Annotated in this window: 25 protein-coding genes; 11 read left to right on the top strand and 14 right to left on the bottom strand. The window is 65.0% G+C overall.

Annotation, left to right across the window (positions count from 1 at the left end; translation table 11 throughout):
- Positions 1–31: 31 nt before the first annotated feature.
- Complete coding sequence (locus ACSYG9_RS09480; protein ID WP_440126920.1) at positions 32–652, bottom strand: SACE_7040 family transcriptional regulator; 621 nt, start codon at positions 650–652, stop codon at positions 32–34.
- Between the two features lie 134 nt (positions 653–786).
- On the opposite strand from ACSYG9_RS09480, the gene ACSYG9_RS09475 reads away from it, so the two are divergent.
- From ACSYG9_RS09475 to ACSYG9_RS09455, 5 genes are read left to right on the top strand one after another with little or no spacing between them, the layout of a single operon-like run.
- The gene (locus ACSYG9_RS09475) at positions 787–2,355 is read left to right on the top strand and encodes a carboxyl transferase domain-containing protein (RefSeq protein ID WP_454842926.1); all 1,569 of its coding nucleotides are present in this window, start codon (positions 787–789) and stop codon (positions 2,353–2,355) included.
- A gap of 5 nt (positions 2,356–2,360) precedes the next feature.
- Positions 2,361–4,364, top strand: coding sequence for an acetyl/propionyl/methylcrotonyl-CoA carboxylase subunit alpha (locus ACSYG9_RS09470; protein WP_454842225.1), 2,004 nt, complete (start codon positions 2,361–2,363; stop codon positions 4,362–4,364).
- Entirely contained in the window at positions 4,361–5,533 is a 1,173-nt protein-coding gene (locus ACSYG9_RS09465) for an acyl-CoA dehydrogenase family protein (RefSeq protein ID WP_454842223.1), read from the top strand. Before ACSYG9_RS09470 ends, ACSYG9_RS09465 begins: the two co-directional genes overlap by 4 nt.
- Positions 5,530–6,012 (top strand): MaoC/PaaZ C-terminal domain-containing protein, encoded by a 483-nt coding sequence (locus ACSYG9_RS09460; protein WP_440126917.1) that lies wholly within the window; start codon positions 5,530–5,532, stop codon positions 6,010–6,012. The genes ACSYG9_RS09465 and ACSYG9_RS09460 overlap by 4 nt, the downstream gene beginning before the upstream one ends.
- Entirely contained in the window at positions 6,009–6,827 is an 819-nt protein-coding gene (locus ACSYG9_RS09455; RefSeq protein WP_440126916.1) for an aldolase/citrate lyase family protein, read from the top strand. Before ACSYG9_RS09460 ends, ACSYG9_RS09455 begins: the two co-directional genes overlap by 4 nt.
- Before the next feature lie 140 nt (positions 6,828–6,967).
- Here the strand turns inward: ACSYG9_RS09455 and ACSYG9_RS09450 are convergent, their stop codons facing one another.
- Entirely contained in the window at positions 6,968–7,750 is a 783-nt protein-coding gene (locus ACSYG9_RS09450) for an IclR family transcriptional regulator domain-containing protein (RefSeq protein WP_440126915.1), read from the bottom strand.
- Positions 7,751–7,949: 199 nt separating this feature from the next.
- Between ACSYG9_RS09450 and ACSYG9_RS09445 the strand changes: the two genes are divergently transcribed.
- Positions 7,950–8,711: a CoA transferase subunit A gene (locus ACSYG9_RS09445; protein ID WP_454842925.1), complete on the top strand. Its 762-nt coding sequence runs from the start codon at positions 7,950–7,952 to the stop codon at positions 8,709–8,711.
- A 2-nt stretch (positions 8,712–8,713) separates the two neighbouring features.
- A complete protein-coding gene (locus tag ACSYG9_RS09440; protein WP_454842221.1) occupies positions 8,714–9,370 on the top strand; it encodes a CoA transferase subunit B in 657 nt (218 codons plus the stop codon).
- Positions 9,371–9,426: 56 nt separating this feature from the next.
- Here ACSYG9_RS09440 and ACSYG9_RS09435 read toward each other — a convergent pair whose 3' ends face one another.
- Positions 9,427–10,158 (bottom strand): gamma-glutamyl-gamma-aminobutyrate hydrolase family protein, encoded by a 732-nt coding sequence (locus ACSYG9_RS09435; protein WP_454842219.1) that lies wholly within the window; start codon positions 10,156–10,158, stop codon positions 9,427–9,429.
- Positions 10,159–10,214: 56 nt separating this feature from the next.
- Here ACSYG9_RS09435 and ACSYG9_RS09430 point away from each other — a divergent pair, with 56 nt between their 5' ends.
- Entirely contained in the window at positions 10,215–10,955 is a 741-nt protein-coding gene (locus ACSYG9_RS09430) for an FCD domain-containing protein (protein WP_440126912.1), read from the top strand.
- A 39-nt stretch (positions 10,956–10,994) separates the two neighbouring features.
- Here ACSYG9_RS09430 and ACSYG9_RS09425 read toward each other — a convergent pair whose 3' ends face one another.
- The 8 genes from ACSYG9_RS09425 to ACSYG9_RS09390 form a co-directional block, all read right to left on the bottom strand.
- Complete coding sequence (locus ACSYG9_RS09425; protein WP_454842217.1) at positions 10,995–11,486, bottom strand: DnaJ family domain-containing protein; 492 nt, start codon at positions 11,484–11,486, stop codon at positions 10,995–10,997.
- A gap of 43 nt (positions 11,487–11,529) precedes the next feature.
- Entirely contained in the window at positions 11,530–11,916 is a 387-nt protein-coding gene (locus tag ACSYG9_RS09420) for a VOC family protein (RefSeq protein ID WP_454842215.1), read from the bottom strand.
- Positions 11,917–12,058: 142 nt separating this feature from the next.
- Positions 12,059–12,535, bottom strand: a complete 477-nt coding sequence (gene bfr / locus ACSYG9_RS09415; RefSeq protein WP_169689376.1) for a bacterioferritin — start codon at positions 12,533–12,535, stop codon at positions 12,059–12,061.
- A 48-nt stretch (positions 12,536–12,583) separates the two neighbouring features.
- Positions 12,584–12,781, bottom strand: coding sequence for a (2Fe-2S)-binding protein (locus ACSYG9_RS09410; protein ID WP_440126909.1), 198 nt, complete (start codon positions 12,779–12,781; stop codon positions 12,584–12,586).
- A 137-nt stretch (positions 12,782–12,918) separates the two neighbouring features.
- Complete coding sequence (locus ACSYG9_RS09405; RefSeq protein ID WP_440126908.1) at positions 12,919–13,674, bottom strand: AIM24 family protein; 756 nt, start codon at positions 13,672–13,674, stop codon at positions 12,919–12,921.
- Positions 13,671–14,372 carry an AIM24 family protein gene (locus ACSYG9_RS09400; protein ID WP_440126907.1) on the bottom strand — a complete coding sequence of 234 codons (702 nt, stop codon included), beginning with the start codon at positions 14,370–14,372 and terminating at the stop codon, positions 13,671–13,673. Before ACSYG9_RS09400 ends, ACSYG9_RS09405 begins: the two co-directional genes overlap by 4 nt.
- Positions 14,373–14,382: 10 nt before the next feature.
- Positions 14,383–15,003: an AIM24 family protein gene (locus tag ACSYG9_RS09395; RefSeq protein WP_440126906.1), complete on the bottom strand. Its 621-nt coding sequence runs from the start codon at positions 15,001–15,003 to the stop codon at positions 14,383–14,385.
- A gap of 69 nt (positions 15,004–15,072) precedes the next feature.
- On the bottom strand, positions 15,073–15,525 hold the full coding sequence (locus tag ACSYG9_RS09390) for an Lrp/AsnC ligand binding domain-containing protein (protein WP_440126905.1): 453 nt from the start codon (positions 15,523–15,525) through the stop codon (positions 15,073–15,075).
- Positions 15,526–15,641: 116 nt separating this feature from the next.
- On the opposite strand from ACSYG9_RS09390, the gene ACSYG9_RS09385 reads away from it, so the two are divergent.
- A complete protein-coding gene (locus ACSYG9_RS09385; protein ID WP_440126904.1) occupies positions 15,642–16,268 on the top strand; it encodes a LysE family transporter in 627 nt (208 codons plus the stop codon).
- Positions 16,269–16,343: 75 nt separating this feature from the next.
- On the opposite strand, the gene ACSYG9_RS09380 is transcribed toward ACSYG9_RS09385, so the two are convergent.
- The 3 genes from ACSYG9_RS09380 to ACSYG9_RS09370 are packed head-to-tail and all read right to left on the bottom strand — an operon-like array spanning position 16,344 to position 19,975.
- The gene (locus ACSYG9_RS09380; protein WP_169689382.1) at positions 16,344–17,501 is read right to left on the bottom strand and encodes an acyl-CoA dehydrogenase family protein; all 1,158 of its coding nucleotides are present in this window, start codon (positions 17,499–17,501) and stop codon (positions 16,344–16,346) included.
- 39 nt (positions 17,502–17,540) lie between these two features.
- Positions 17,541–18,734, bottom strand: coding sequence for an acyl-CoA dehydrogenase family protein (locus tag ACSYG9_RS09375; protein ID WP_454842213.1), 1,194 nt, complete (start codon positions 18,732–18,734; stop codon positions 17,541–17,543).
- A complete protein-coding gene (locus ACSYG9_RS09370; RefSeq protein ID WP_454842211.1) occupies positions 18,731–19,975 on the bottom strand; it encodes a CoA transferase in 1,245 nt (414 codons plus the stop codon). Before ACSYG9_RS09370 ends, ACSYG9_RS09375 begins: the two co-directional genes overlap by 4 nt.
- Positions 19,976–20,282: 307 nt before the next feature.
- Between ACSYG9_RS09370 and ACSYG9_RS09365 the strand changes: the two genes are divergently transcribed.
- On the top strand, positions 20,283–21,629 hold the full coding sequence (locus ACSYG9_RS09365) for an MFS transporter (RefSeq protein ID WP_440126900.1): 1,347 nt from the start codon (positions 20,283–20,285) through the stop codon (positions 21,627–21,629).
- Positions 21,630–21,808: 179 nt separating this feature from the next.
- Positions 21,809–22,942 carry a thiolase family protein gene (locus ACSYG9_RS09360; protein WP_454842209.1) on the top strand — a complete coding sequence of 378 codons (1,134 nt, stop codon included), beginning with the start codon at positions 21,809–21,811 and terminating at the stop codon, positions 22,940–22,942.
- The last annotated feature ends 24 nt before the right edge of the window (positions 22,943–22,966 follow it).

Below are 22,966 nucleotides of genomic sequence, written 5' to 3'. Positions count from 1 at the left end.
CGGTTTCCTTGCCTTTCCGGACTGCTCGGTCCTACTTCTCCACCCGAGTGGAGTCGAGTGCTGCGAGTGCCATCCTTCGCAGCACGGTGCGGGTGCTGTGCGGTGAGCGCGGATCGGCGCTGTGGGGGGTGGAGTTGATGAGTCCGAAGGTGGCGTGCGCCATGGTGCGGGCGTCCGATTCGGCAAGGGCCGGATGGATACGGCACAGCACACCCACCCAGATTTCGACGTAGCGGCGCTGCAGCGTGCGGACCTGGCGTCGCCCCTCTTCGGTGAGTGAGTGCAGTTCGCGATCCTGGACGCGGATGAGATCCTGCTCCCCCAGTGCGAAGTCGAGGTGGAAGTCGACGAGCCCCTCCAGTGCCTTGTGCGGGTCGGAGGTGTTCTCCTCTACCGCGGTGCCGCCGGCGAACAGGCGCCGGCTGATGTCGACGAGGATCTCGACGAGCAGCGCGTCTTTGTTGGGGAAGTGCCGGTAGACGGCGGGCCCACTGATCCCGACGGCCGCACCGAGGTCTTCGAGGCGTACGCCGGTGAAGCCGCGCTCGGCGATCAGGCGCGCTGCGGCGACGAGCAGTTGCCGCCTGCGCTCGGCCTTGGCCTGCGACCGTGGTGTGAGCGCGGCGGACTCCATATCGACAGCCTTGTTCATGGCCGGCACTCCGCTCGTCTGATCGGGAGACATTGGGTATGGACAACTCGGTTAATGGTAACTAACCTAGTTTTTCAGTTAATGGTGATTAGGTCAATCTACCGAGGACGGTACCGGTGACAACCGCTCACGCGATCTCCAAAACCAGCCGTGACCAGCATGAACAGTTGGTCGCAGGCCTCCGGGGCAAGCTTGCTGTCGCATCCCTCGGGGGAAGTGAAAAATCCCGCGAACGCCACGTCGCGCGAGGAAAACTGCTCCCCCGCGACCGCGTCGACGAGCTTCTCGACACCGGAAGCCCGTTCCTCGAGCTGTCCCCGCTCGCCGCGAACGGCATGTACGACGACGAGTGCCCCGGCGCAGGGGTCATCACCGGCATCGGCCGCGTCGCCGGTCGTGAGTGCGTGATCGTCGCGAACGACGCCACCGTCAAGGGCGGCACCTACTACCCGATCACCGTCAAGAAGCACCTGCGCGCGCAGGAAGTGGCGCTGCAGAACAACCTGCCCTGTATCTATCTCGTCGACTCCGGTGGCGCGTTCCTGCCCAGGCAGGACGAGGTCTTCCCCGACCGCGAGCATTTCGGCCGCATCTTCTACAACCAGGCGACGATGAGCGCGCAGGGGATCCCGCAGATCGCCGCCGTCCTCGGTTCGTGTACCGCGGGCGGCGCCTACGTGCCCGCGATGAGCGACGAGGCCGTGATCGTCCGCAATCAGGGCACCATCTTCCTGGGCGGCCCACCGCTGGTGAAGGCCGCGACCGGCGAGGTCGTCACAGCCGAGGAACTCGGTGGCGGCGACCTGCATTCGAAGGTGTCCGGTGTCACCGACCACCTCGCCGAGGACGACCGCGACGCACTGCGGATCGTGCGCAACATCGTTTCCACGCTCGGACCGCGCACCCCGCGCCCGTGGGACGTCGCACCGACTGCCGAACCCGACGCCGACCCGGCCGAACTCTACGACGTGGTCCCCACCGATTCGCGCACCCCGTACGACGTGCGCGAGGTCATCTCCCGCGTGGTCGACGGCTCCTCGTTCCACGAGTTCAAGGCCGAATACGGCAAGACCCTGGTCACCGGATTCGCGCGCATCCACGGCCACCCCGTCGGCATCATCGCCAACAACGGTGTGCTCTTCGGTGAATCTGCGCTCAAGGGCGCACATTTCATCGAGTTGTGCGACAAGCGCTCCGTCCCGCTGCTGTTCTTGCAGAACATCTCGGGGTTCATGGTCGGCCGCGACTACGAGGCCGCAGGTATCGCCAAGCACGGCGCGAAGATGGTCACCGCCGTCGCATGCGCCCGCGTCCCCAAGCTCACGGTCGTCATCGGCGGATCCTACGGAGCGGGCAACTACTCGATGTGCGGGCGCGCGTATTCGCCTCGCTTCCTGTGGATGTGGCCCAATGCCCGCATCTCGGTGATGGGCGGCGAGCAGGCCGCATCCGTTCTCGCGACCGTGCGCTCCGACCAGCTCGACGCGTCGGGCAAGCCGTGGTCGGCCGACGACGAAGAAGCGTTCAAGGACCCGATCCGCGAGCAGTACGAAGACCAGGGCAATCCCTACTATTCCACCGCTCGGTTGTGGGACGACGGCATCATCGACCCCGCCGACACCAGAAAAGTTCTCGGACTGGCACTCTCGACGTGCGCGAACGCGCCGCTCGAGCCGGTCTCCTACGGCGTCTTCCGGATGTGAGCGAGATGAGTGACACGAAACGCATCGATACAGTACTGGTAGCCAACCGCGGAGAGATCGCCGTCCGCGTCATTCGCACGCTGCGGTCGATGGGCATCCGCTCCGTCGCCGTGTTCAGTGAGGCCGACCGCGACGCCAGGCACGTGCGCGAAGCCGACACCGCTGTACTCCTCGGGCCCGCGGCGGCCCGTGAGAGCTATCTGGTGATCGACAAGGTCATCGCCGCGGCAGTCGAAACCGGTGCGCAGGCCATCCACCCCGGCTACGGATTCTTGTCGGAGAACTCGGCTTTCGCTTCCGCGTGCTCCACGGCAGGTATCGCCTTCCTCGGGCCGTCGGCACACGCGATCGAGACCATGGGCGACAAAATCACCGCGAAGGCCGCGGTCTCGGAGTTCGGAGTCCCTGTCGTCCCGGGTATCTCGCGACCGGGCCTGACCGACGAGGACTTGATCGCCGGCGCCGCCGAAGTCGGCTATCCGGTGCTGGTCAAGCCGTCGGCAGGCGGTGGCGGTAAGGGCATGCGGCTGGTGCACGACCCCGCCGACCTCCCCGACGCCCTGGCTTCAGCGCGGCGCGAGGCTGCATCGTCGTTCGGCGACAACACACTCTTCCTCGAACGATTCGTCCTGCGCCCGCGCCACATCGAGGTGCAGATCCTCGCCGACTCGCACGGCAACGTCGTCCACCTCGGCGAACGCGAATGCAGCCTGCAGCGTCGCCACCAGAAGGTAATCGAGGAAGCGCCGTCGCCGCTGCTCGACGAGGCCACCCGCGCGCGCATCGGTGAAGCAGCCTGCAACACCGCGCGCAGCGTCGACTACACCGGCGCGGGCACCGTGGAGTTCATCGTCTCGGCCGAGAAACCCGACGAGTTCTTCTTCATGGAGATGAACACCCGGCTGCAGGTCGAGCATCCCGTCACCGAGATGGTCACGGGCCTCGACCTCGTCGAATGGCAGGTGCGCATCGCCGCGGGCGAACCCCTCGGTTTCACGCAGGACGACATCACACTCACGGGGCACGCCATCGAAGCCCGTGTCTACGCGGAGGATCCCGGTCGCGGGTTCCTGCCCACCGGCGGCACCGTCGCTGATGTGATCGAAGCGAGCGGCACCGGCATCCGCGTCGATTCCGGCCTGCAGCCGGGCACCGTCGTCGGCAGCGACTACGACCCGATGCTCGCCAAGGTCATCGCACACGCCGACGACCGCGCCGGGGCGCTACGACGCCTCGACCGCGCGCTCGCCGACACGGCGGTGCTCGGTGTGGTCACCAACATCGACTTCGCGCGGTTCCTGCTCGCCGATCCCGAGGTGGTGGCCGGTGCACTCGACACCGGCCTGCTCGACCGCCGTCTCGGCGACTACACGGCGCCGGAGACTTCCGATGCCGCGCTCGTCGCCGCGGCGGTGCTCCGCTGGCTGCAGCACTGGCCCGACGACACCTCCGACCCGTGGGACGTTCCCGACGGATGGCGCATGGGCATGCACCTGCCCACCAGTTACCGGCTCGCGTCCGGTGACCGCACCGCGCACGTGCGACTCACCGGAACCCCGTCTGCAGGCACCGCGAATGTTGAAGACGGCAGCGAATACTCGCTGTCCGCATTTCTCGACGGCTCGGTTCTTGCTGTCGTGCTCAACGGTCGCCGCCACGTGTTCCGGGTCGCGGAGGTCGACGACGCGATCTGGCTCGCCGACGATCGCGGTGCCGTCGCGGTCCGTGAGGTCCGAGAGGCCAGCGTGCGGGGAGACGACGCCCACACCGGCGACGCCGACATCACCAGCCCGATGCCGGGTGCCGTCATCGCCGTCCCTGTCGAGACAGGTGTCGAGGTCACCGCGGGTCAGACGATCGCGATCGTCGAAGCCATGAAGATGGAGCACGCACTGACCGCCCCGATCGACGGTGTTGTCGAGCTGTTCGCTGCCGCAGGCGAACAGGTCAAGGTCGATCAGATTCTCGCACGCATCACACCGCCCGCAGACACGAAGGAAGAGGCATGAGCGAGTCACCGACGTACCTGGCCACCGGTCAGCTCCCCGACGAATACGAACAGCTGAGGAAGTCGGTCGCCGACTTCGCGCGCACCGTCGTCGCACCTGTTGCCGCCAAACACGACGCCGAGCATTCGTTCCCGTACGACGTGGTGCGGAAAATGGCGGAGATGGGCCTGTTCGGCCTGCCGTTCCCGGAGGAGTACGGCGGAATGGGCGGCGACTATTTCGCCCTGTGCCTCGCGCTCGAGGAGCTCGGCAAGGTCGATCAGTCGGTTGCCATCACCCTCGAGGCAGGCGTCTCCCTCGGTGCAATGCCGATCTTCCGCTTCGGCACCGAGGAGCAGAAGCAGGAATGGCTGCCGCAGCTCACGAGTGGCCGAAACCTCGCGGCCTTCGGTCTGACCGAGCCCGGCGCAGGCAGCGACGCGGGCGGCACCAAGACCACCGCGAAGCTCGAGGACGGGCAGTGGGTGATCAACGGTAACAAGCAGTTCATCACCAACTCGGGCACCGACATCACCTCGCTCGTGACGGTCACCGCGGTCACAGGCGTCGACGAGAACGGCAAGAAGGAGATCTCGACGATCCTCGTACCTGCCGACACGCCCGGCTTCACCGCCGAGCCCGCCTACAACAAGGTCGGCTGGAACGCCTCCGACACCCACCCGTTGACCTTCGCGGACGTGCGTGTCCCCGAAGCGAATCTTCTCGGGCAACGCGGCCGCGGATACGCGAACTTCCTGCGCATCCTCGACGAGGGCCGCATCGCGATCGCAGCGCTGTCGGTCGGCGCTGCACAGGGCTGCGTCGACGAATCGATCAAGTACGCCAAGGAGCGCGAAGCGTTCGGCACCGCGATCGGCAACAACCAGGCCATCGCATTCAAGATCGCGCGGATGGAAGCGCGGGCTCATACTGCCCGTACCGCCTACTACGATGCCGCGGCAGCCATGCTCGCCGGAAAGCCGTTCAAGAAGCAGGCGTCGATCGCGAAACTCGTTGCCTCCGAGGCGGCTATGGACAACGCGCGAGACGCAACGCAGATCCACGGTGGCTACGGGTTCATGAACGAATACGCTGTCGCGCGGCACTACCGCGACAGCAAGATCCTGGAAATCGGTGAGGGCACCACCGAGGTGCAACTCATGCTCGTCGCACGGGGGCTGGGACTGTGAGCGATAACGAAAAGCGAATTACGCAGCGTGGTCTATGGTTCGAAGAATACGAACTCGGCGCGATCTACGAGCACCGGCCCGGCCGCACCATAACCGAGGCCGACAACACGTTGTTCACGACACAGACGATGAACACGCAGGCCCTGCACCTCGACGCCGCGTACGCGGCAGGGACGAGCTTCGGTGAGCGGCTGGTGAACTCGATGTTCACGCTGTCCACGATGATCGGTCTGTCCGTCGCGCAGCTCACGCAGGGCACGATCGTCGCGAATCTCGGATTCTCCGAAGTGTCGTTCCCGAAGCCGTTGTTCCACGGCGACACCCTCTACGTCGAGACGAAGATCCTCGACAAGCGTGAGTCGAAGAGCCGTCCCGGCGAAGGCATCGTCACGCTCGAACACACCGGTCGAAATCAGCACGGCGACGTCGTCGGCATCGCGGTCCGCAAGACACTCGTACAGAAGAGGCCGACCTCATGACATGGCAATTGCCCGGTCCCGCATGGTTGTTCGTACCTGCTGATCGGCCCGAACGCTACGCCAAGGCCGCAGACCGGTCCGACGTCGTCATCATCGACCTCGAAGACGCGGTGTCGGCCGGCGACAAGCAGGCAGCACGCGACGCGCTCGTCGCGACGCCACTCGATCCGGAACGGACGGTCGTGCGGGTCAACCCGGTGGGCACCGCCGATCACGAGCTCGACCTCGAAGCGCTACGTCGCACGTCCTACACGCGTGTGATGCTCCCGAAATGCGAAAGCGCCGACGAAGTGCGCTCGCTCGCGCTGCTCGAGGTGGTCGCACTGATAGAGTCGCCGCTCGGTGTGCTCGCGGTCGAAGAGATCGCGAAGGCAGACAACACGATCGGCGTCATGTGGGGCGCCGAGGACCTCGTCGCGGGACTCGGGGGCAACTCGAGCCGCCGAGCCGACGGCACCTACCGGGCCGTCGCGCAGCACGCGCGGTCGGTGTCGCTGCTCGCGGCGAAAGGCCATGCGTGCTGGGCACTGGACTCGGTGTACCTCGACATCAAGGACACCGATGGGCTGTACGAGGAAACCCTCGACACCGTCGCAGTCGGGTTCGACATCAAGGTCGCGATCCATCCAGGCCAGATCGAAGTGATCCGCCGTGCGTTCGCTCCGACGCCGGAGGAAGCCGACTGGGCGCGACGGGTCCTCGCCGCGGCCGAGAACGAACGCGGGGTCTTCGATTTCGAGGGCAAGATGGTCGACGGTCCTGTGCTCAAACACGCCGAACGTCTCGTGCAGCGAGCGGCGCAGAGCAATCCCTGACCGGGCGCACAGCGTGGGGAAGCGGGCAACTCGCGGGCGAATCGACGGATGGCCCCGGTGAATGCATCCGGGGCATCGAAGTTCGCGAGGTGCCGCGTTCCCGGTATCAGCTCGAAGCGACCGGCGCGGGTGTGATCCGATCAGGATCCTCGTTGCGGCCTGCGCTGGAGGAGTTGGGTGAGCCGATGGGCGTGATTCAGGAGCGCGCTTCCCAGCTCGGGCCGTCGGTCTTCGCGGAAGCGGCTCTCCACTCCGGTGATGCTCAGCACCCACACCGGGGCTTCTCGCTGATCGAACACGGCGGCACCCATGCCCCAGCTGCCTTCGACGATGAGAGCCGGATTGACGGAGTATCCGGCCAGGCGGGTAGCGGCGACACGTTCCTCGATGTCGCCCCTCGCGTGGTCGGGTCCCCAATCCGCAGCCAGATCGGTTCTCGACAGGTACTCCTCCACATCGCGATCGGGTAGATGCGCCAGGATTGCGAGTCCTGCCGACGCCACCCCCAGCGGAAACCGGATCCCGACGTGCAGCACGTGCGAGCGCAGCGGAAAACTGCCTTCCTCGACGGCCAGGCACACGGTCTCGTCGCCGCGCCGAGCCGACAGAAACGCACTTTCGCCGGTGTCGCGAGCAAGGTCACGCAGGATGTTCCCGGCGAGCCCGGTGATGTCGTACCGAGCGGCCGCGAGCGAGCCGAGAAGGTACAGCTCCGGTCCCAAGGTCCATCTGCCGTTGTCGCGATGCCGGTCTATCAGTCCTTCGTCGGTGAGGGTGGCCAGGATTCGGTGAACGGTGGGCCGGGCCAGTTCGGTCTCGCGCGCGAGGTCGGACGTGGAGACCCCGTCGGGCTCATGCGCGGCGACTGCCCGTAAGAGCACGGCAACTCTGCCGACCATTTGTCCGTGTGCACCCGACGCCATGGTCTTCACGATACGTCCACTGGGTGGACACATGCGATGTGTGTGTTCGTTGAGCGACCAATCGATCGGAACGCCCTGCCTCGCCCTTGAAATGTGAGCACACACCCTATTAATTAGTACTGAAGTATTCAGACGTGTTCATCCAGCGGACGCATCGGCGCTTCCGAGATGCGGCCCACGTGGCGGAGGGGTATTGGACTTGGCATCCAAGGTATTCGAGACACCCGAGGCGGCCGTAGCGGACATCCCTTCGGGTGCCCTGCTCGCAGTCGGCGGCTTCGGTCTGTGCGGCATCCCCGACGAGTTGATCAAGGCGATCGCTGCGGGCGATGCCACCGACTTCGAGGTGTTCTCCAACAACTGCGGTGTCGACGGGCACGGTTTGGGGATCCTGCTCGGTGAGAAGCGGATCCGTCGTGTCACCGCGTCGTACGTCGGTGAGAACAAGGAGTTCGCACGTCAGTATCTCTCGGGTGAGCTCGAGGTCGAGCTGACACCGCAGGGCACCCTGGCCGAGAAGCTCCGTGCCGGTGGTGCCGGGATTCCGGCGTTCTTCACCCCGGCCGGTGTCGGCACGCCGATCTCCGAGGGGGGTCTGCCGTGGCGGTATGCCGCCGATGGGTCGGTCGAGATCGCGTCGCCCGCGAAGGAGATCCGGGAGTTCCGCGGGAAGCGGTACGTGCTCGAGGAGTCGATCAACGCCGATTATTCGCTCGTGCACGCCCTGCGCGGTGATACCGAGGGCAATCTCGTGTTCAACAGGGCTGCGATGAACTTCAATCCGCTGGCGGCGATGGCGGGCAAGGTGTGCATCGTGCAGGTCGAGGAGCTCGTGGAGGCGGGTGAGATCGATCCGGGTCAGGTGCATCTGCCGGGGGTGTTCGTCGACCGGATCGTTCATACGGGTGTGCAGGACAAGCAGATCGAGAAGCGCACCGTCAGCGCTGCGAAGGGAGCGTGAGCATGAGCACCAGCGTGGAGACCACCGAGGCCGTGGGCTGGTCGCGTACCGAGATGGCTGCGCGTGCGGCGCAGGAACTGTCGCCGGGTGAGTACGTCAACCTCGGCATCGGCCTGCCGACGTTGATTCCGAATTATCTGCCCGAGGGTGTGCGGGTGACTCTGCATTCGGAGAACGGGATCCTGGGTACCGGGCGGTATCCGACCGAGGACGAGATCGACCCGGATCTGATCAATGCGGGCAAGGAGACCGTGACGGTCAATCCCGGTGCCGCGTTCTTCGATTCGTCGTTGAGCTTCGGCATGATCCGGGGCGGCCACATCGACACTGCCGTGCTCGGTGGGATGGAGGTCTCGGCCACCGGTGATCTGGCGAACTGGATGGTGCCGGGGAAGATGGTCAAGGGCATGGGCGGTGCGATGGATCTGGTCCACGGCGCTCGCAAGGTCATCGTGCTGATGGAGCACACCGACAAGCAGGGTAATCCGAAGCTCGTCGAGAAGTGCTCGCTTCCGCTCACGGGTGAGGGTGTGGTGCAGCGCATCGTCACGAATCTCGCCGTCGTGGACGTCACCGACGATGGTCTGAAGCTGGTCGAGTGCGCGCCGGGTGTGACCGAAGAGCAGGTCCGTGCAGCAACAGGAGCGCCCCTGGCTTGATGGCCGGGACTATGCAGCGGTGCCCGGGGCCACAAGGTCCCGGGCACCGCTGTCTCCTATCCGACCCGGTCGGCCGTGCTCTCGACCGCTCGTGCGAGCGCAAGGAACGGTGCTGGTCGCGTTGGTCCTTCGGCCGTGAGTTCCGGATGCCACTGCACCCCCAGCACGCGGCCCGAGGGGTCTTCGAAGGCCTCGATGAGTCCATCCGGGGCGTGAGCGCTGGCGATCAGTCCGGAACCGAGTGTCGCGATTCCTTGGTGGTGGCCGGATGCGACGACGGGATCACCGTGGCCGGACTCCTGGAAGAGTCGGGTGCCTTCCGCGACCCGCACGTTGTGCCAGGAAAGTCGTGCCGTGATCACCGACGTGGCGAGGGCGGCCGAGTCGTAGTGCTCGACGCCTGTCGGTTCGAGATGTTCGACCAGAGTCCCTCCGTGGAGGACGTTGAGGATCTGGAACCCTCGACAGATGCCGAGTACTGGGAGCCCCGACATCACTGCGTATGACGCGAAGGCGAAGTCCAACTCGTCCTGTTCAGGGTTCACATCGTAGAGATGTGGCACGTGCCTGCCGCCGTATCGGTCGGGATCGATGTCCCCTCCTCCTGGCAGGACCACTGCCGCGAAGCCCGTCGATTCGTCAGGGCATCGATCCAGGACCACCGGTTCCAGGCCCACTTCCCGCATCACTGTCAGCACCTCGTCGAAGAGGAATTCGGCGAGGGCGACCCGAGCGTCAGTACTGGATCGAACGGTCGAACGTCTGGGTACTGCTACAAGAATTGTCATGGATGCACTCCGATCACGATTAGTGAAGTATGAACGCTAGATGATAGAGTTCATGAGTGACAACTCGGGAGTGGGATCGTCTGTGTACGCCGGTGACGGCCAGTGGAGCGAGCGAAGCCGTGGTGAGGCAACTGGGCGACTTGATGGGATCGGGGATTCTGCGAGCCGGCGACCGCCTCCCCCCCGAAACCGAACTGGCGACACTGTTTCGCGTCGCCCCCATGACCGTACGAAGCGGACTGAAGGTGCTGCGGGATCACGGGCTCCTGACGACCCGCAGGGGCCGGTACGCAGGCACATTCGTCGCCGAAGATGTCGTCGAACGAATCATCGGGAACCGGGACGGCTTCCCCACGCTCGAGGAGTTCACCGACTTCACCGTGTGGCGGGAGGCGATAACGGGCGAAGCATGTGCCCGTGCGGCGACACAGATCACGCAGACGCAGATGCGAGAACTGACCGAACTGGTGGCGGCAACCCAGAACGAACGAGTGGGCACTCCAGAGTTCCGCTTTTGCGACAGCCGCGTGTATCTGTTCATCGCCGAGGTGTCCGGCTCACGCAGGATCCTCGACGAGGAAGGCCGAATCCAGGCGGATCTGACGCGGACGCTCTTGGGCTTGAATCGATTCCGAGCGCGAGTCGAATTCGTCGAACGTGCCCACGACCCATTGCTCGCCAGCATCCTCGCAGGTGACGCCGACGGGGCACGAGCGGCATTCTCACGGCACGCGCGTGCAACCCTGGACCTTCTGACGGGGTTGGGCTATCTCATGCCGGGGGAAGGCGCAGACTGATGTGCGGGCGCTCCACGACGCGGCCCGACCGGCGGACGGCTATCGGATCCGGCGCCATCGGAACCGACGCCGTGGGCTATCGGGCTTGATCGCCGGTGTCGCCGCCAAGGCTTCCTCGGCTTGTGCGCGGCGTCGCTGCCTCTCGGCCCTCCAGGCGTCGAGGACCTCGTCGACGTCGACCTTGTGCAGTGGAACGGGGAGACGTTCCGGGGAGAGCAGACACGCGGCGACACGGCGGTTCAGATCGGCGACGACCTGTCGCACGTCCTTTTCCGTCGGTATCGTCCGCACCGATTCGGGTAGTCGCTCGATCTCCTTGCGCAACTGCAGCTCCGGCGGCAACAGTGCTTCTCCCGATAGACCTTCACGCTCGAGATAGGACTTGAGCCACCACATTTCGTCGCTGCCGTGGTTCGGGATGGGTTTGCCGGCGCCGGGAAGGTTGTCGAAGTCGCCGCGTTCCTGCGCGACGCGGATCTGTCGTTCGATCCACGTCTCGAAACTCACGTCCGGACGCTTGCGTTCGGTCATGTATTCCAGGGTGCCATCCCCAACAGTCCGACGCGAGGCAACCTCAGCTCATCGCTGCCTTTGCTTCGTTGCTGAGTTCGACGAGTTGTACGTAGTTGCCGTCGGGATCGATCGCGGTCGCGAACAGGCTACCGTCGCGATCCTCGAGCGGCGAATGCCACTTCGTGCCGAGATCGTCGAGTCGAGCAACGATGTCGTGCGCACCGGTGACCTCGAGGTTGATGATCAGACGTCCGGGCTCGGGATTGAGTGCGCCGATATCGGCGCGACGGTCGAGCATGACGTAGAAGCCGTCGAAATCCAGGACGTCGTATGCGGGTTCGCCTGGTGTGCGCTCGGCCTTCACCGAGAATGCGTTCACGTACCAGTCGCGCAGGCGCTCGGGGTCGGTGCTCGACAGGAGCATGCTGCCGAGAGAGGGTGCGGTCATCGGGACTCCTTACGGACAGGGCAAGGCGGGTGCCGTGCCATCCACCAGGTACCGACCGTCGGATCGGACGAAACTCATCGCAGACACACGTGAGGGCGACCCCGTCGGGATCGCCCTCACGTGTTGTTCGTGCGCTACGCCGTCATTCCTCCGGCGTCACGTGCTTGGCCAGATAGAGCGGCTCACCGAGCTGCTCCAGCAGGTCGAGCTGGGTTTCCAGATAGTCGATGTGTTCTTCTTCGTCGGCGAGGATCGCCTCGAAGATGTTCGCCGACGTGATGTCGCTGACCGAACGCATGTACTCGGATCCCTTGCGGAGCCGATCACGTGCCTCGACCTCGACGACCAGATCCGATTCGAGCATCTCTTTCACGGTCTGGCCCAGTCGCAGCGACCCGAGCCGCTGATAGTTGGGGAGTCCGTCGAGATACAGGATCCGGTCGGTGAGCTTTTCGGCGTGCCGCATCTCGTCGAACGATTCGGCGCGCGTGTGCGAGGCGAGTTTCGTCCATCCGCGATCTTCCTGCATCTTCGAGTGAAGAAAATACTGGTTGATCGCTGTGAGCTCGGCAGTGAGCTGCTCGTTGAGTAGTTCGATTACCTTCTTGTCGCCCTTCATGGCACCTCCCGGGTGAACCATCGGGTTTCACCGCCGGGTAGGGGCTGGCTACACGGCGGTCTCGAGTTCGATGGTCTCACTCTGAGCGCGGGCGTGCCGGATGATCGCCGAGATGTTGCGGACGCAGTTGCCGCAATCGGTGCCTGCTCGGCAGGCTGCACTCACCTCGCGGGTGCAGCGCGCACCGGCTGCGACCTCGGCTTCGATGTGATGATGCGTGAGTGCGTGGCAACTGCAGACGATCATGAGCCACCATTCCTGTAACCGGATGCTTACTTAGGTTGCCCAAACCTTACATCTAGTTAGGCTACCCTAGTGTGTGATCGTAGTCACAAAACTGGAACGGCTGATCCGTGATAGACCCAGGATCGACCCAGGGCGTGTTACCCCTGTTGCTGCTGCATCTGCTGTGACACCACCTGGTTGATTCGTTGCAATCCACTCGACGACAATCCGGGAAGGTGCCCCTCGATGGTGCGCACGATCGACGAATCGTGGATGACCTTCTCGCTCGACTGGATCAGCACCGTGCCCGCGCCGGTGAAATCGAACTGACGCTCCTCCCCCGACTGCACCCCGAATCGCCGTGCACCGGCCGCCAGGTGACTCGTGATCCACGATTCGTCGTAGTGGTGGCTGGGCGAGGGGCAGTCGGCCCAGCCGACCAGCGCCTCCGGATCCACGCGTAGCGGCGGCTCGGCGAACATCACCGGCCCGTTCGACGACGCCAGGAACTTGCCAGTGCCGATCAGAGTGAGGAACCCGGGCACGATCGACTGGTTCAACGACAACCCCGGCTCGAATGCGAGCAGGTTTGCCTGCCGGATCGTGAGGTTGCCGTTGTCGAGATCGTACGAATTGATGTCGTATCCGCGGTCGCCGAGGATCAGCTTCCCGTGGCCGTTCGCCACGACGTAGTCGCCGAGATACATCGGCGCCGAGAACTGCCGCGCCACCATCTGCAGGATCTGCCCGCTCAGATCGTGCGTGAGCGCGTTGAACTGCACTTGCCCGTAGTACGCGATCATCGCCCCCTTCGACAGGAACCAGGGTGACTGCAGGTCGATGCTGAACGCGTAATTGTTACCGGGAACGTTGTCGCTGCCCACCAGGTGCGACGGATTCAGAATGGTGCTCACAACTTCTCCTCCGATGCCTGCACGTAGACGATGCCCTGGCCGGTGCATTCGAGTTGCATCGACTCGCCCCCGGTCCGGCCGACGTTGCGCCAGCTCGTCGAGGATTTCAATTCGGTGCGCACCGGACCGTAGGAGGCGACGAATGCCTGCGGGTCGACGACCACAGGCGCCGGCCCACCCACCTGCAACTCGAGGACCCCACCGTGGGCGAGCAGCACTGCCGCACCGTAACCGGACAACTGGGTGGTGAACATGCCCTGGCCGGTGACGACGCCGGTCGCGGCGCCACGCAACGCTCCCATCAGCCCTCCGCCACCTCCTCCGGACGGGGATGCGTTCGCCGAGACCACTGTGCTCTGCAGACCGGCGGTATGAGCGAGCAACCGCGATGCCTCCACTCGGAGTTCCCCTCCGGCCGCCATGTCGACGATGTGCGTCTCGAGGCCCTTGAAGCCGTAGTGCACGGTGCCCTTGCCCTGGGCGATCATCGTCGCCTCGTGCTCGCCCTGCATCATCCGGCCGGCCATCCCGGCAAGGCCGCCGAGTCCGGGGCCTCCGCCGACCCCGCCCGGAGCGCCGTGCGGAGCGAACTGCACGTCGCCGGTATAGAAGAGCATCGCGCCGCGCCGCGCGATGATGGGACCCGACTGCATGAGGTCGACCCGCACGACCTTGCTGTTGATCTTCGTGAACGCCATGGTCTGTCCCCTACCGTTCCGCCGGCTGAATGGACACGACGCCGTTGCCGTCCCACCTGAGGGAGAAGGCTTCGCCGCTGCCCTGGCCGATCGCCGACCGCCACGACACATCGGTCACGAAGGATTGCGTCAGCATTCCTTTCGCGCACACGAATGCATCGGGGTCGACGACGAGCGGGTATTGCGGCGACACCTCGAGATGGATGAGCGGGCCACCCGACGAGAGCAGTGCCACCTGACCGGATCCCGACACCGTGGTCGTGAACAGGCCCTGCCCGCTCATTCCACCGCGCACCCCGGCGAACGTGACGTTGGTGCTGAGGTTCCCGTTCAGTGCAAGCAGCTGTTCGGACTCGACCTGCAACGTCTCGTTGTTCAGCTCGAGCACCGTGGTGTTCTGCGCTTGGTGCGCGAGGTACACCACGCCGGTGCCCGTGCACTCCATGAGCGACAGGCCTTCGCCGGCCGCGCGCTGGCGCAGACCCGCGAGCACGCCGTCGCCGCCGCCGAACCCCGCGGATTTGAAGGTGATCTGCCCTTCGTACGCCACCATCGAGCCCGACAGAGCGCGGATCGTGGAGTTGTTCAGTTGGGCTTCGATCACTCGTTTCGATTTCTCGAGCAGTCGCATGGCGCGAAGAGTATCGGCTGGCGATGTCCGTGTCGTATCGGGTCCTCCACCGGTCGGTGGCGAGCCGGCTCACAGCGGCAGGGGGCGATTCTCCACGACACGTTTCATGACGAGCGTCGAACTGAGGCGTTGGACGCCGGGCAACGCGGAGAGCTGTTCGTCGTAGAGCGCCTGGTAGGCCGACAGGTCGCGGGTGAGGACTCGCAGGAGATAGTCCGGGTCGCCGAACAAGCGTTGCGCCTGAATCACGTTGGGGATCGTGGCTACGGCCGTCTCGAATGCGTCGAGGGTGCCGCGTTCCACGGTGTGCATCGTGACGAACACGAGGGATTCGAAGGTGAGGCCGAGGGCATTCGCGTCGAGCTGTGCGTGGTAGCCGCTGATCGCTCCGTCGCGTTCCAACGCGCGCAGGCGCCGGTGGCAGGGCGAGATGCTCAACCGCACGCGGTCGGCGAGCTCGGTGATGGTGAGGCGGCCATCTTTCTGCAGCTCGGCAAGAATCTTCCGGTCGATTGCATCCATGGAGAAGATTCTCCCCCGTAAGGCGCGTTTCGAGGCTGTATTTGCAAACAGTTTCTGGCTCGAACTTCCTAGTCTTTGCGGTGGGAATTCTCGCGTCGAACGCAAAGGAAATGATCATGGCTGCCGGTGTCGTCGCTGGGTTCTGGGTGGTGTCCATACTGTTCGTGTTGACGCCGGGCGCGGACTGGGCCTATGCCATCACCGCGGGACTGCGGTACCGGAGTGTGGTGCCCGCGGTCAGCGGCATGCTGCTCGGGCACCTCGCGATGACCGCGATCGTCGCGGCAGGCGTTGCAGCGGTGCTCGCGCAATCGCCCGTCCTGCTCACGGTGCTCTCGACCATCGGTGCCGCATACCTGATCTGGCTCGGGGTGGGAATGTTCACGAGTCCGTCGGCCCCGGCGGAAGGCGGACCCGGCAGCGCGGACTCGTGGGCGCGGCAGACGGTCAAGGGCGTGGGTGTCAGCGGACTCAACCCGAAGGTGTTCTTGTTGCTCCTGGCGCTGCTCCCCCAGTTCACCGATCCGGCAGGCCCGTGGCCGCTCGCCGCGCAGATCGCGATGCTCGGTGTGGTGCATGTGATCACATGCGCTGTGGTGTATCTCGGTGTCGGTGCCGGAGCGAGACGGGTACTGCGCGCCCGCCCGTCGCTGGCGAGTGTCGTGAGCCGAGTGTCGGGCGTTGTGATGATCGTGCTCGGAGCGGTGCTGGTGCTCGACCAGGCATTCCTCCAGCACCGGTAAGGAATCGCGGACCATCTCCCCTGTGAGGGAACATGATCCGCGATTTCTGTGTGGCCGGCTCCCGGCCCGATCAGGTCAGAGGCCGAGATCCTTCGCGATGATCGTCTTCATGACCTCACTCGTGCCGCCGTAGATGCGGGTGACGCGAGTGTCGGCGTACAGGCGCGCGATCGGGTACTCGGTGATGTAGCCGTATCCGCCGTGCAGCTGCAGGCACTTGTCGATGATCCGACCGGCGGTCTCTGTCGCGAAGAGCTTCGCGCGAGCGGCATCCGGGACGGTGAGTTCGTCACGATCGTTGAGCTCGATGGCGTTGTCGACCATGATCTGCAATGCCTGGAGCTCCGCAGAGCACTCCGCGAGCACGAACTTCGAATTCTGGAACGACGCCACCGGCTTACCGAAAACCTTACGGTCCTTGGTGTAGGCGATTGCGTGCGCGATCGCGGCCGACGCGGTGGCTGCCGCGCCGAACGCAATTGTCAGGCGCTCCTGCGCGAGGTTCTGGGTGAGGTACGAGAAGGCCTTACCTTCTTCACCGAGCAGATCCGTGACCGGAACCTTGACATCGTCGAACGACAACTCTGCGGTATCGGACGTCTTGAGGCCGATCTTCTTCAGCTTGCGGCCGACAGAGTAGCCCTCGCTCGAGGCATCCACCACCAGGATCGAGAGGCCGCCGCGACGGTCTTCCGGGTTGTACGGGGTCGTACGGGCGACGACGAGCACGCGGTCGGCGAGTGCGCCGCCGGTGATGAACGTCTTCGATCCGTTGAGGACGTAATGGCTGCCGTCTTCCGAAAGCTTTGCGCTGGTTGCAATGTTCGCGAGGTCGGAGCCGGTACCCGGCTCGGTCATCGCGATCGCGAACATCAGCTCGCCCGAAGCGAATCCGGGAAGCCAGCGTTGCTTCTGCTCGTCGGTCGCATTCTGCATGATGTACGGCAGGATCAGGTTCGAGTGCACCGACGACGAACCGAACGACGCCCCCGCCGCCGACGCCTCTTCCGCGAGGATCACATTGAACTTCAGCGACTTCTCGCCGCCGCCGCCGTACTCCTCGGGTACCTGGATGCCGAGGAAGCCGAGTTCACCCATGCGGCGGTAGAAGTCACGCGGGGGATGTCCCTCTTCTTCCCACTGTTCGTAGACCGGCGTGACTTCCTTCGCGATGAAGGTGCGAACCGTATCGCGGAATGCTTCGTGATCCTCGTTGAACACCGTACGCTGCACGGATTTTCCTTCCGGGTTATGTGTGACAGGGCAGCTGGATTACAGCGCGTATTCGCGGAGGATGCCCTTGCTGATGATCGTCTTCTGGATCTCGCTGGTGCCCTCACCGATGAGCAGGAACGGAGCCTCACGCATGAGCCGCTCGATCTCGTACTCCTTCGAATAGCCGTAGCCACCATGGATGCGGAAGCTCGCCTGCGTCACCTCGGAGCAGTACTCACTCGTCAGGTACTTCGCCATACCTGCCGCGACGTCGTTGCGCTCACCCGAATCCTTCAGGCGCGCAGCGTTGACCATCATCAAGTGCGCAGCCTCGACCTTGGTCGCCATCTCGGCGAGAGAGAACCCGATCGCCTGGTGCTGTGCGATCGGCTTGCCGAACGTGGTGCGCTGCTGCGCGTAACGCGCTGCGAGCTCGAATGCGCGGATCGCGACACCACACGCGCGAGCGGACACGTTCACACGACCGACCTCGACGCCGTCCATCATCTGGAAGAAGCCGCGCCCCGGCTCGCCACCGAGGATCGTGTCGGCGGAGGCCTTGTAGTTGTCGAAGACGAGCTCGGTGGTGTCGATGCCCTTGTAACCCATTTTGTCGATCTTTCCGGGGATCGTCAGACCCGGCGCCACCTCGCCGAACCCGGCGGGCTTCTCGACGAGGAACGCCGTGAGATTCTTGTGGGCTTTGTCGGAGCCCTCTTCGGTCTTGACGAGCGCGGCGACGAGAGTGGAGCTGCCGCCGTTGGTCAGCCACATCTTCTGGCCGTTGATGACGTAGTTGCCGTCGGCGTCGCGCTTGGCCTTGGTGCGGATCGCGGCGACGTCCGAGCCGAGTTCGGGCTCGGACATCGAGAAGGCACCGCGCACCTCGCCGGTCGCCATGCGCGGCAGGAAGTGCTGCTTCTGGGCTTCGGTGCCGTGCTGGCGGACCATGTACGCGACGATGAAGTGCGTGTTGATGACGCCGGAGACACTCATCCAGCCGCGCGCGAGTTCCTCGACGCACAGCGCATAGGTCAGCAGTGACTCGCCGAGTCCGCCGTACTCCTCGGGGATCATCAGGCCGAACAGGCCCATCTCGCGCATCTGATCGACGATCGCCTGCGGATAGGTGTCGGAATGCTCGAGCTCCTGCGCGTTCGGGATGATCTCGCGGTCGACGAACCGTCGAACGTTGTCGAGGATCTCCGACTGGAATTCGGTCAGTCCGAGGGTCTGGGCGAGGCGGGTCATGCGAGGTCCTTCTGCTTGGTGTGGACGGCGCCTGCAGCGGCGAGGGCATCGACTTCGTCGTCGGTCAGCCCGAGGTGCTCGACGAGGACGGTGGCGGTGTCGTCACCGTTGGCAGGGGCGGGACGGACGGCCGGATGCACGCCGTCGAACGACATGGGAGTGCTGGCCGCGGAGTAGGTGCCGATGCGCGGCTGGTCGAGTTGCTGGAACATCGGGTTGTTCGTGATCAGCGGGTCGGCGGCGAGTTCGGCGAAGGTGCGGTAGCGCTCGTGCAGGATCGAGGTGCCGTCGAGTGCGGCTTCGACCTCTCCGGCCGTCCGCGTGGCGAACCACGGTGCGAACAGGCCGTTGAGGACCGCGCGGTGCTTGTAGCGTTCGCCTTCGTCGCGGAAGTCGGTGCCCAGTGCAGCTTCGACGGCGGTGACGGCGGCGGTCGTGCCGGTCAGTTCGGTGAGGTCGCGGAAATGCCGCGGGGTCAGTGCGACGGTCATGAACCGGGCGCCGTCGCTGGTGGCGAAGTCGCACCCGTAGGTGCCGTAGACGGCGTTGCCGACCCGGCCGCGGTTGGTCAGGCCGAGCTGGGCCTCGGCGATGTAGCCGAGGTTGCCGACCGTGGCGAACGCGACGTCTTCGAGGGGAAGAACGATCTTGGTTCCGGCGCCGGTGATCTCACGGCGGTACACGGCCGAGGCGACGGACAGTGCGGCGTAGAGGCCGCACGAGACGTCCCATGCGGGCAGTACGTGATTGACCGGCCCGTCGAGGTTCTCGGGTCCGGTGACCTGGGGGAATCCGGCTGCGGCGTTGACGGTGTAGTCGACGGCGCCGGTGCCGTCGGCGCGCCCGAGGACCTGTACGTGGATCAGGTCGGGGCGGATGGCGGCGAGCTCGTCGTAATCGAGCCAATCGCGTCCGGCCGCATTGGTGACGAGAATGCCGGCGTCGATGATCAGATCTCTGATCAGCTTGTGCGCCTGCGGGTTTCGGAAGTCAGCGGCAAACGAGCGTTTGCCCTTGTTCAAGTTCGCCCAGTAGATCGACTCGCCGTCCGCAGTGAGGGGCCAGCGCTTGTAGTCGGCGGCTCCGCCGATCGGGTCGACACGGATCACGTCGGCACCGAGAGCGGCGAGCGTCATTCCGCACAGGGGCGCCGCCACGAAGCTCGACACTTCGACCACACGGACTCCCGCGAGGGGGGCGGTGGACGAGGGCAACTCGTCTGTGGAAGCGGTGGAATTCATGGCGTCCTGTCCTCGTCCGTCGCGTGTTCCGGGCACACGCGACCCGAATCGGTTCCTAGCCAGCATGCAACAGCTTTCGGGGGCGGACCAGCACCGGATCGGCTATTGCTCGGTTAGCGCAGACCAATATCCCGACCACTTGTGATGGGTCATAGGTTCTGGTGATCGATTGGTTCGCGTAAGGCTCTTTGTGTTCGGTGAGCTCGGTCACGTTCAATGAATTCAACGCCAGGCGTGACGGTCCACGCCGAGTGCGAGTCAGAGTGCGGCCCGCGTCGTTATCCTCCGAGTCTGAAGGGACTCCCACGTGACTACAGGTGAAATCGTGAACGGTACGTCCAGTACCCACGATGGCCTCGAGCCATCCGAATCCAGATCACCGTTCAAGGTGACTCCCGGCCGCGCGTGGGGGATGACCAGTCTTGTCATCTTCCTGTACGTGGTGAACTACGCCGACAAGGCCGTGCTCGGCATCATCGCCCAGCCGCTCGCCCGTGAATTCGGGATGACCTCGTCGCAGATCGGCCTCGTCGGTTCCCTGTTCTTCGTGACCTTCACGATCGGTGGCTTCCTCGCCGGACCGCTCGAGAAGAAGTTGACTCTCAAGTGGGCACTGCTCGCACTCGGCCTGACCTGGTCGGTCGTGATGCTTCCGCTCGTCGTCACCGGCGGCTTCGTGGTGCTCGTCGTGTGCCGCATGCTGCTCGGCCTGGGCGAAGGTCCGAGTTCGGCGCTCATGCACACCGCCGCGTACTCGTGGCACCCGCCCGCCAAGCGCGGTCTTCCCGGCGCCTTCCTCGCCGGCTCCGCCTCGGTCGCGAAGATCGCACTCGCACCCGTCCTGACCTTCATCACCGTCGAATACGGCTGGCGGATGGCCATCGTCGCGCTGTCGGTGCTGGGTCTGGTGTGGATCATGTGCTGGGTTCCCGGCTTCAAGGAAGGCCCTTACACCACCAAGGCGGTCAAGGGCGCCGATACTGCTGTGGCGTCCGCTCCGACCGAGCCGTCCGTGCCGTGGCGCAAGATCTTCTTCACCCGCACCTTCGCGAGCTGCGCCTTCATGATCATCGTCGTCTACGCGCTCACCACCGTCGTCCTGACCTGGCTGCCGTCGTACTTCGAACTCGGTCTCGGCTACAGCGCTCTGCAGGCCGGTTCGATGTTTGCTCTGCCGTCCATCGTCGGACTCTTCCTGATGATCTCCTCGGGCACCGTCACCGACCGGTTGCGCGGCCGCGGCCACACCTCCCGCGTGGTCCGCATCATCGTCCCCGCCGTCGGCGTCCTCATCTGCGGTGCGGTCCTCGTCTTCCTTCCGTCTATCGGCACCCCGGCCCTCGCAGTGGCGGTCGTTTCGATCGGCTACGGCTTCGGTGCCATCGCCTTCCCACTGATCAACGCAGCGATCTCCGAGCTGTGCCCGCCGCAGCAGACCGCAGGCACGATGGGCGTGTTCCTCGCACTCATGGCGATCGGTGGCCTCGTCGCTCCCTACGGCACCGGCCTCATCGTCGACAACGCTGCAACCGCGGCGGAGGGCTACGCGACCTCGTTCCAGATCATCGGTGTCCTCGGTGCGATCGCGGCGGTGCTCGTGCTGGTGTTCGCCAACCCCGAACGCGACCGCAAGATCATCCGCGGCGTGGCCTGAACGAAGTCGGCATAGCTTCCGCCTAACGGAAGCTTCCGCCGAAAGACTTATCCTCACCGGCCGGGTGCGTGGTCTCCTCGAAGTGAGGGCCACCACCCGGCCGGCTGCTTTTCTCCGGTGCTCGCTCCACCGGTTGCCCACAAGACCGATTGTTCGCTTTCACAAAGGACCCGATCCCCATGCGCGATGCCGTGATCGTCGATGCCGTCCGTACCCCCATCGGGCGCCGTAACGGTGCACTGTCCGAAGTTCACCCCGTCGACCTGTCGGCACACGTGCTCACCGCACTCGCCGAGCGCACCGGTCTCGACCCCGCCACCGTCGACGACGTCCAGTGGGGTTGTGTGAGCCAGGTCGGAGCGCAGGCCGGAATCGTGTCGCGGAGCGCGGTCTTTGCCGCCGGATGGCCCGAGACGGTGCCTGCCACCACGATCAACCGTGCATGCGGTTCGAGCCAGCAGTCCGTGTCGTTCGCGGCAGGATCGGTGATCTCCGGGCAGGCCGACGTGGTGATCGCCGGTGGTGTCGAGTCCATGTCGCAGGTTCCGATGGGCAGCGCCGTGAAGGTCCCCAACGAGAACTACCCGGCCCAGGTGCTCGAGCGGTTCGGCGTCTCCGGATTCAGCCAGGGCATCGGTGCCGAGATGATCGCCGAGAAGTGGGGCTTCTCCCGCACGCAACTCGACGAGTTCGCTCTGCGTTCGCACGAACTCTCGGCAGCGGCCACCGACGCAGGCGCATTCGACCGGCAGCTCGCGCCGCTCGCCGGCCTCACCACTGACGAGGGCATCCGCCGGGGCGGCAGCCTCGAGTCGCTCGCCAAGCTCAAGACCGTGTTCAAGGAAGACGGCGTCATCCACGCGGGTAACTCGTCGCAGATCTCCGACGGCGCAGGCGCACTGCTCGTCACCACCAGTGAGTACGCGGCCGCGCAGGGATGGGCTCCCCTCGCGCGCATCCACACCGCTGTCGTCGCGGCGGACGACCCGGTCGTCATGCTGACCGGCCCGATTCCCGCCACGGAGAAGGCGCTGAAGCGCTCGGGTCTGTCGATCGACGACATCGGCGCGTTCGAGATCAACGAGGCCTTCGCGCCCGTGCCGCTCGCATGGCTCGCCGAGACCGGTGCGAAGCTCGACCGGCTCAACCCGCTCGGCGGCGCGATCGGTGTCGGTCACCCGCTCGGTGGCTCCGGCGCGATCCTCATGACCCGCCTCGTGCACCACATGCGTGACAACGGAATTCGCTACGGACTGCAGTCGATGTGTGAGGCCGGCGGTATGGCCAACGCCACCATCCTCGAACTGCTCTGATACCCACATAACTCACATCAAGGA

The sequence above is a fragment of the Rhodococcus sp. SJ-2 genome (genome assembly GCF_053750035.1).
The sequence above is the reverse complement of the archived record's forward strand: the minus strand, read 5'-3'. Positions and strand labels throughout refer to the sequence as shown.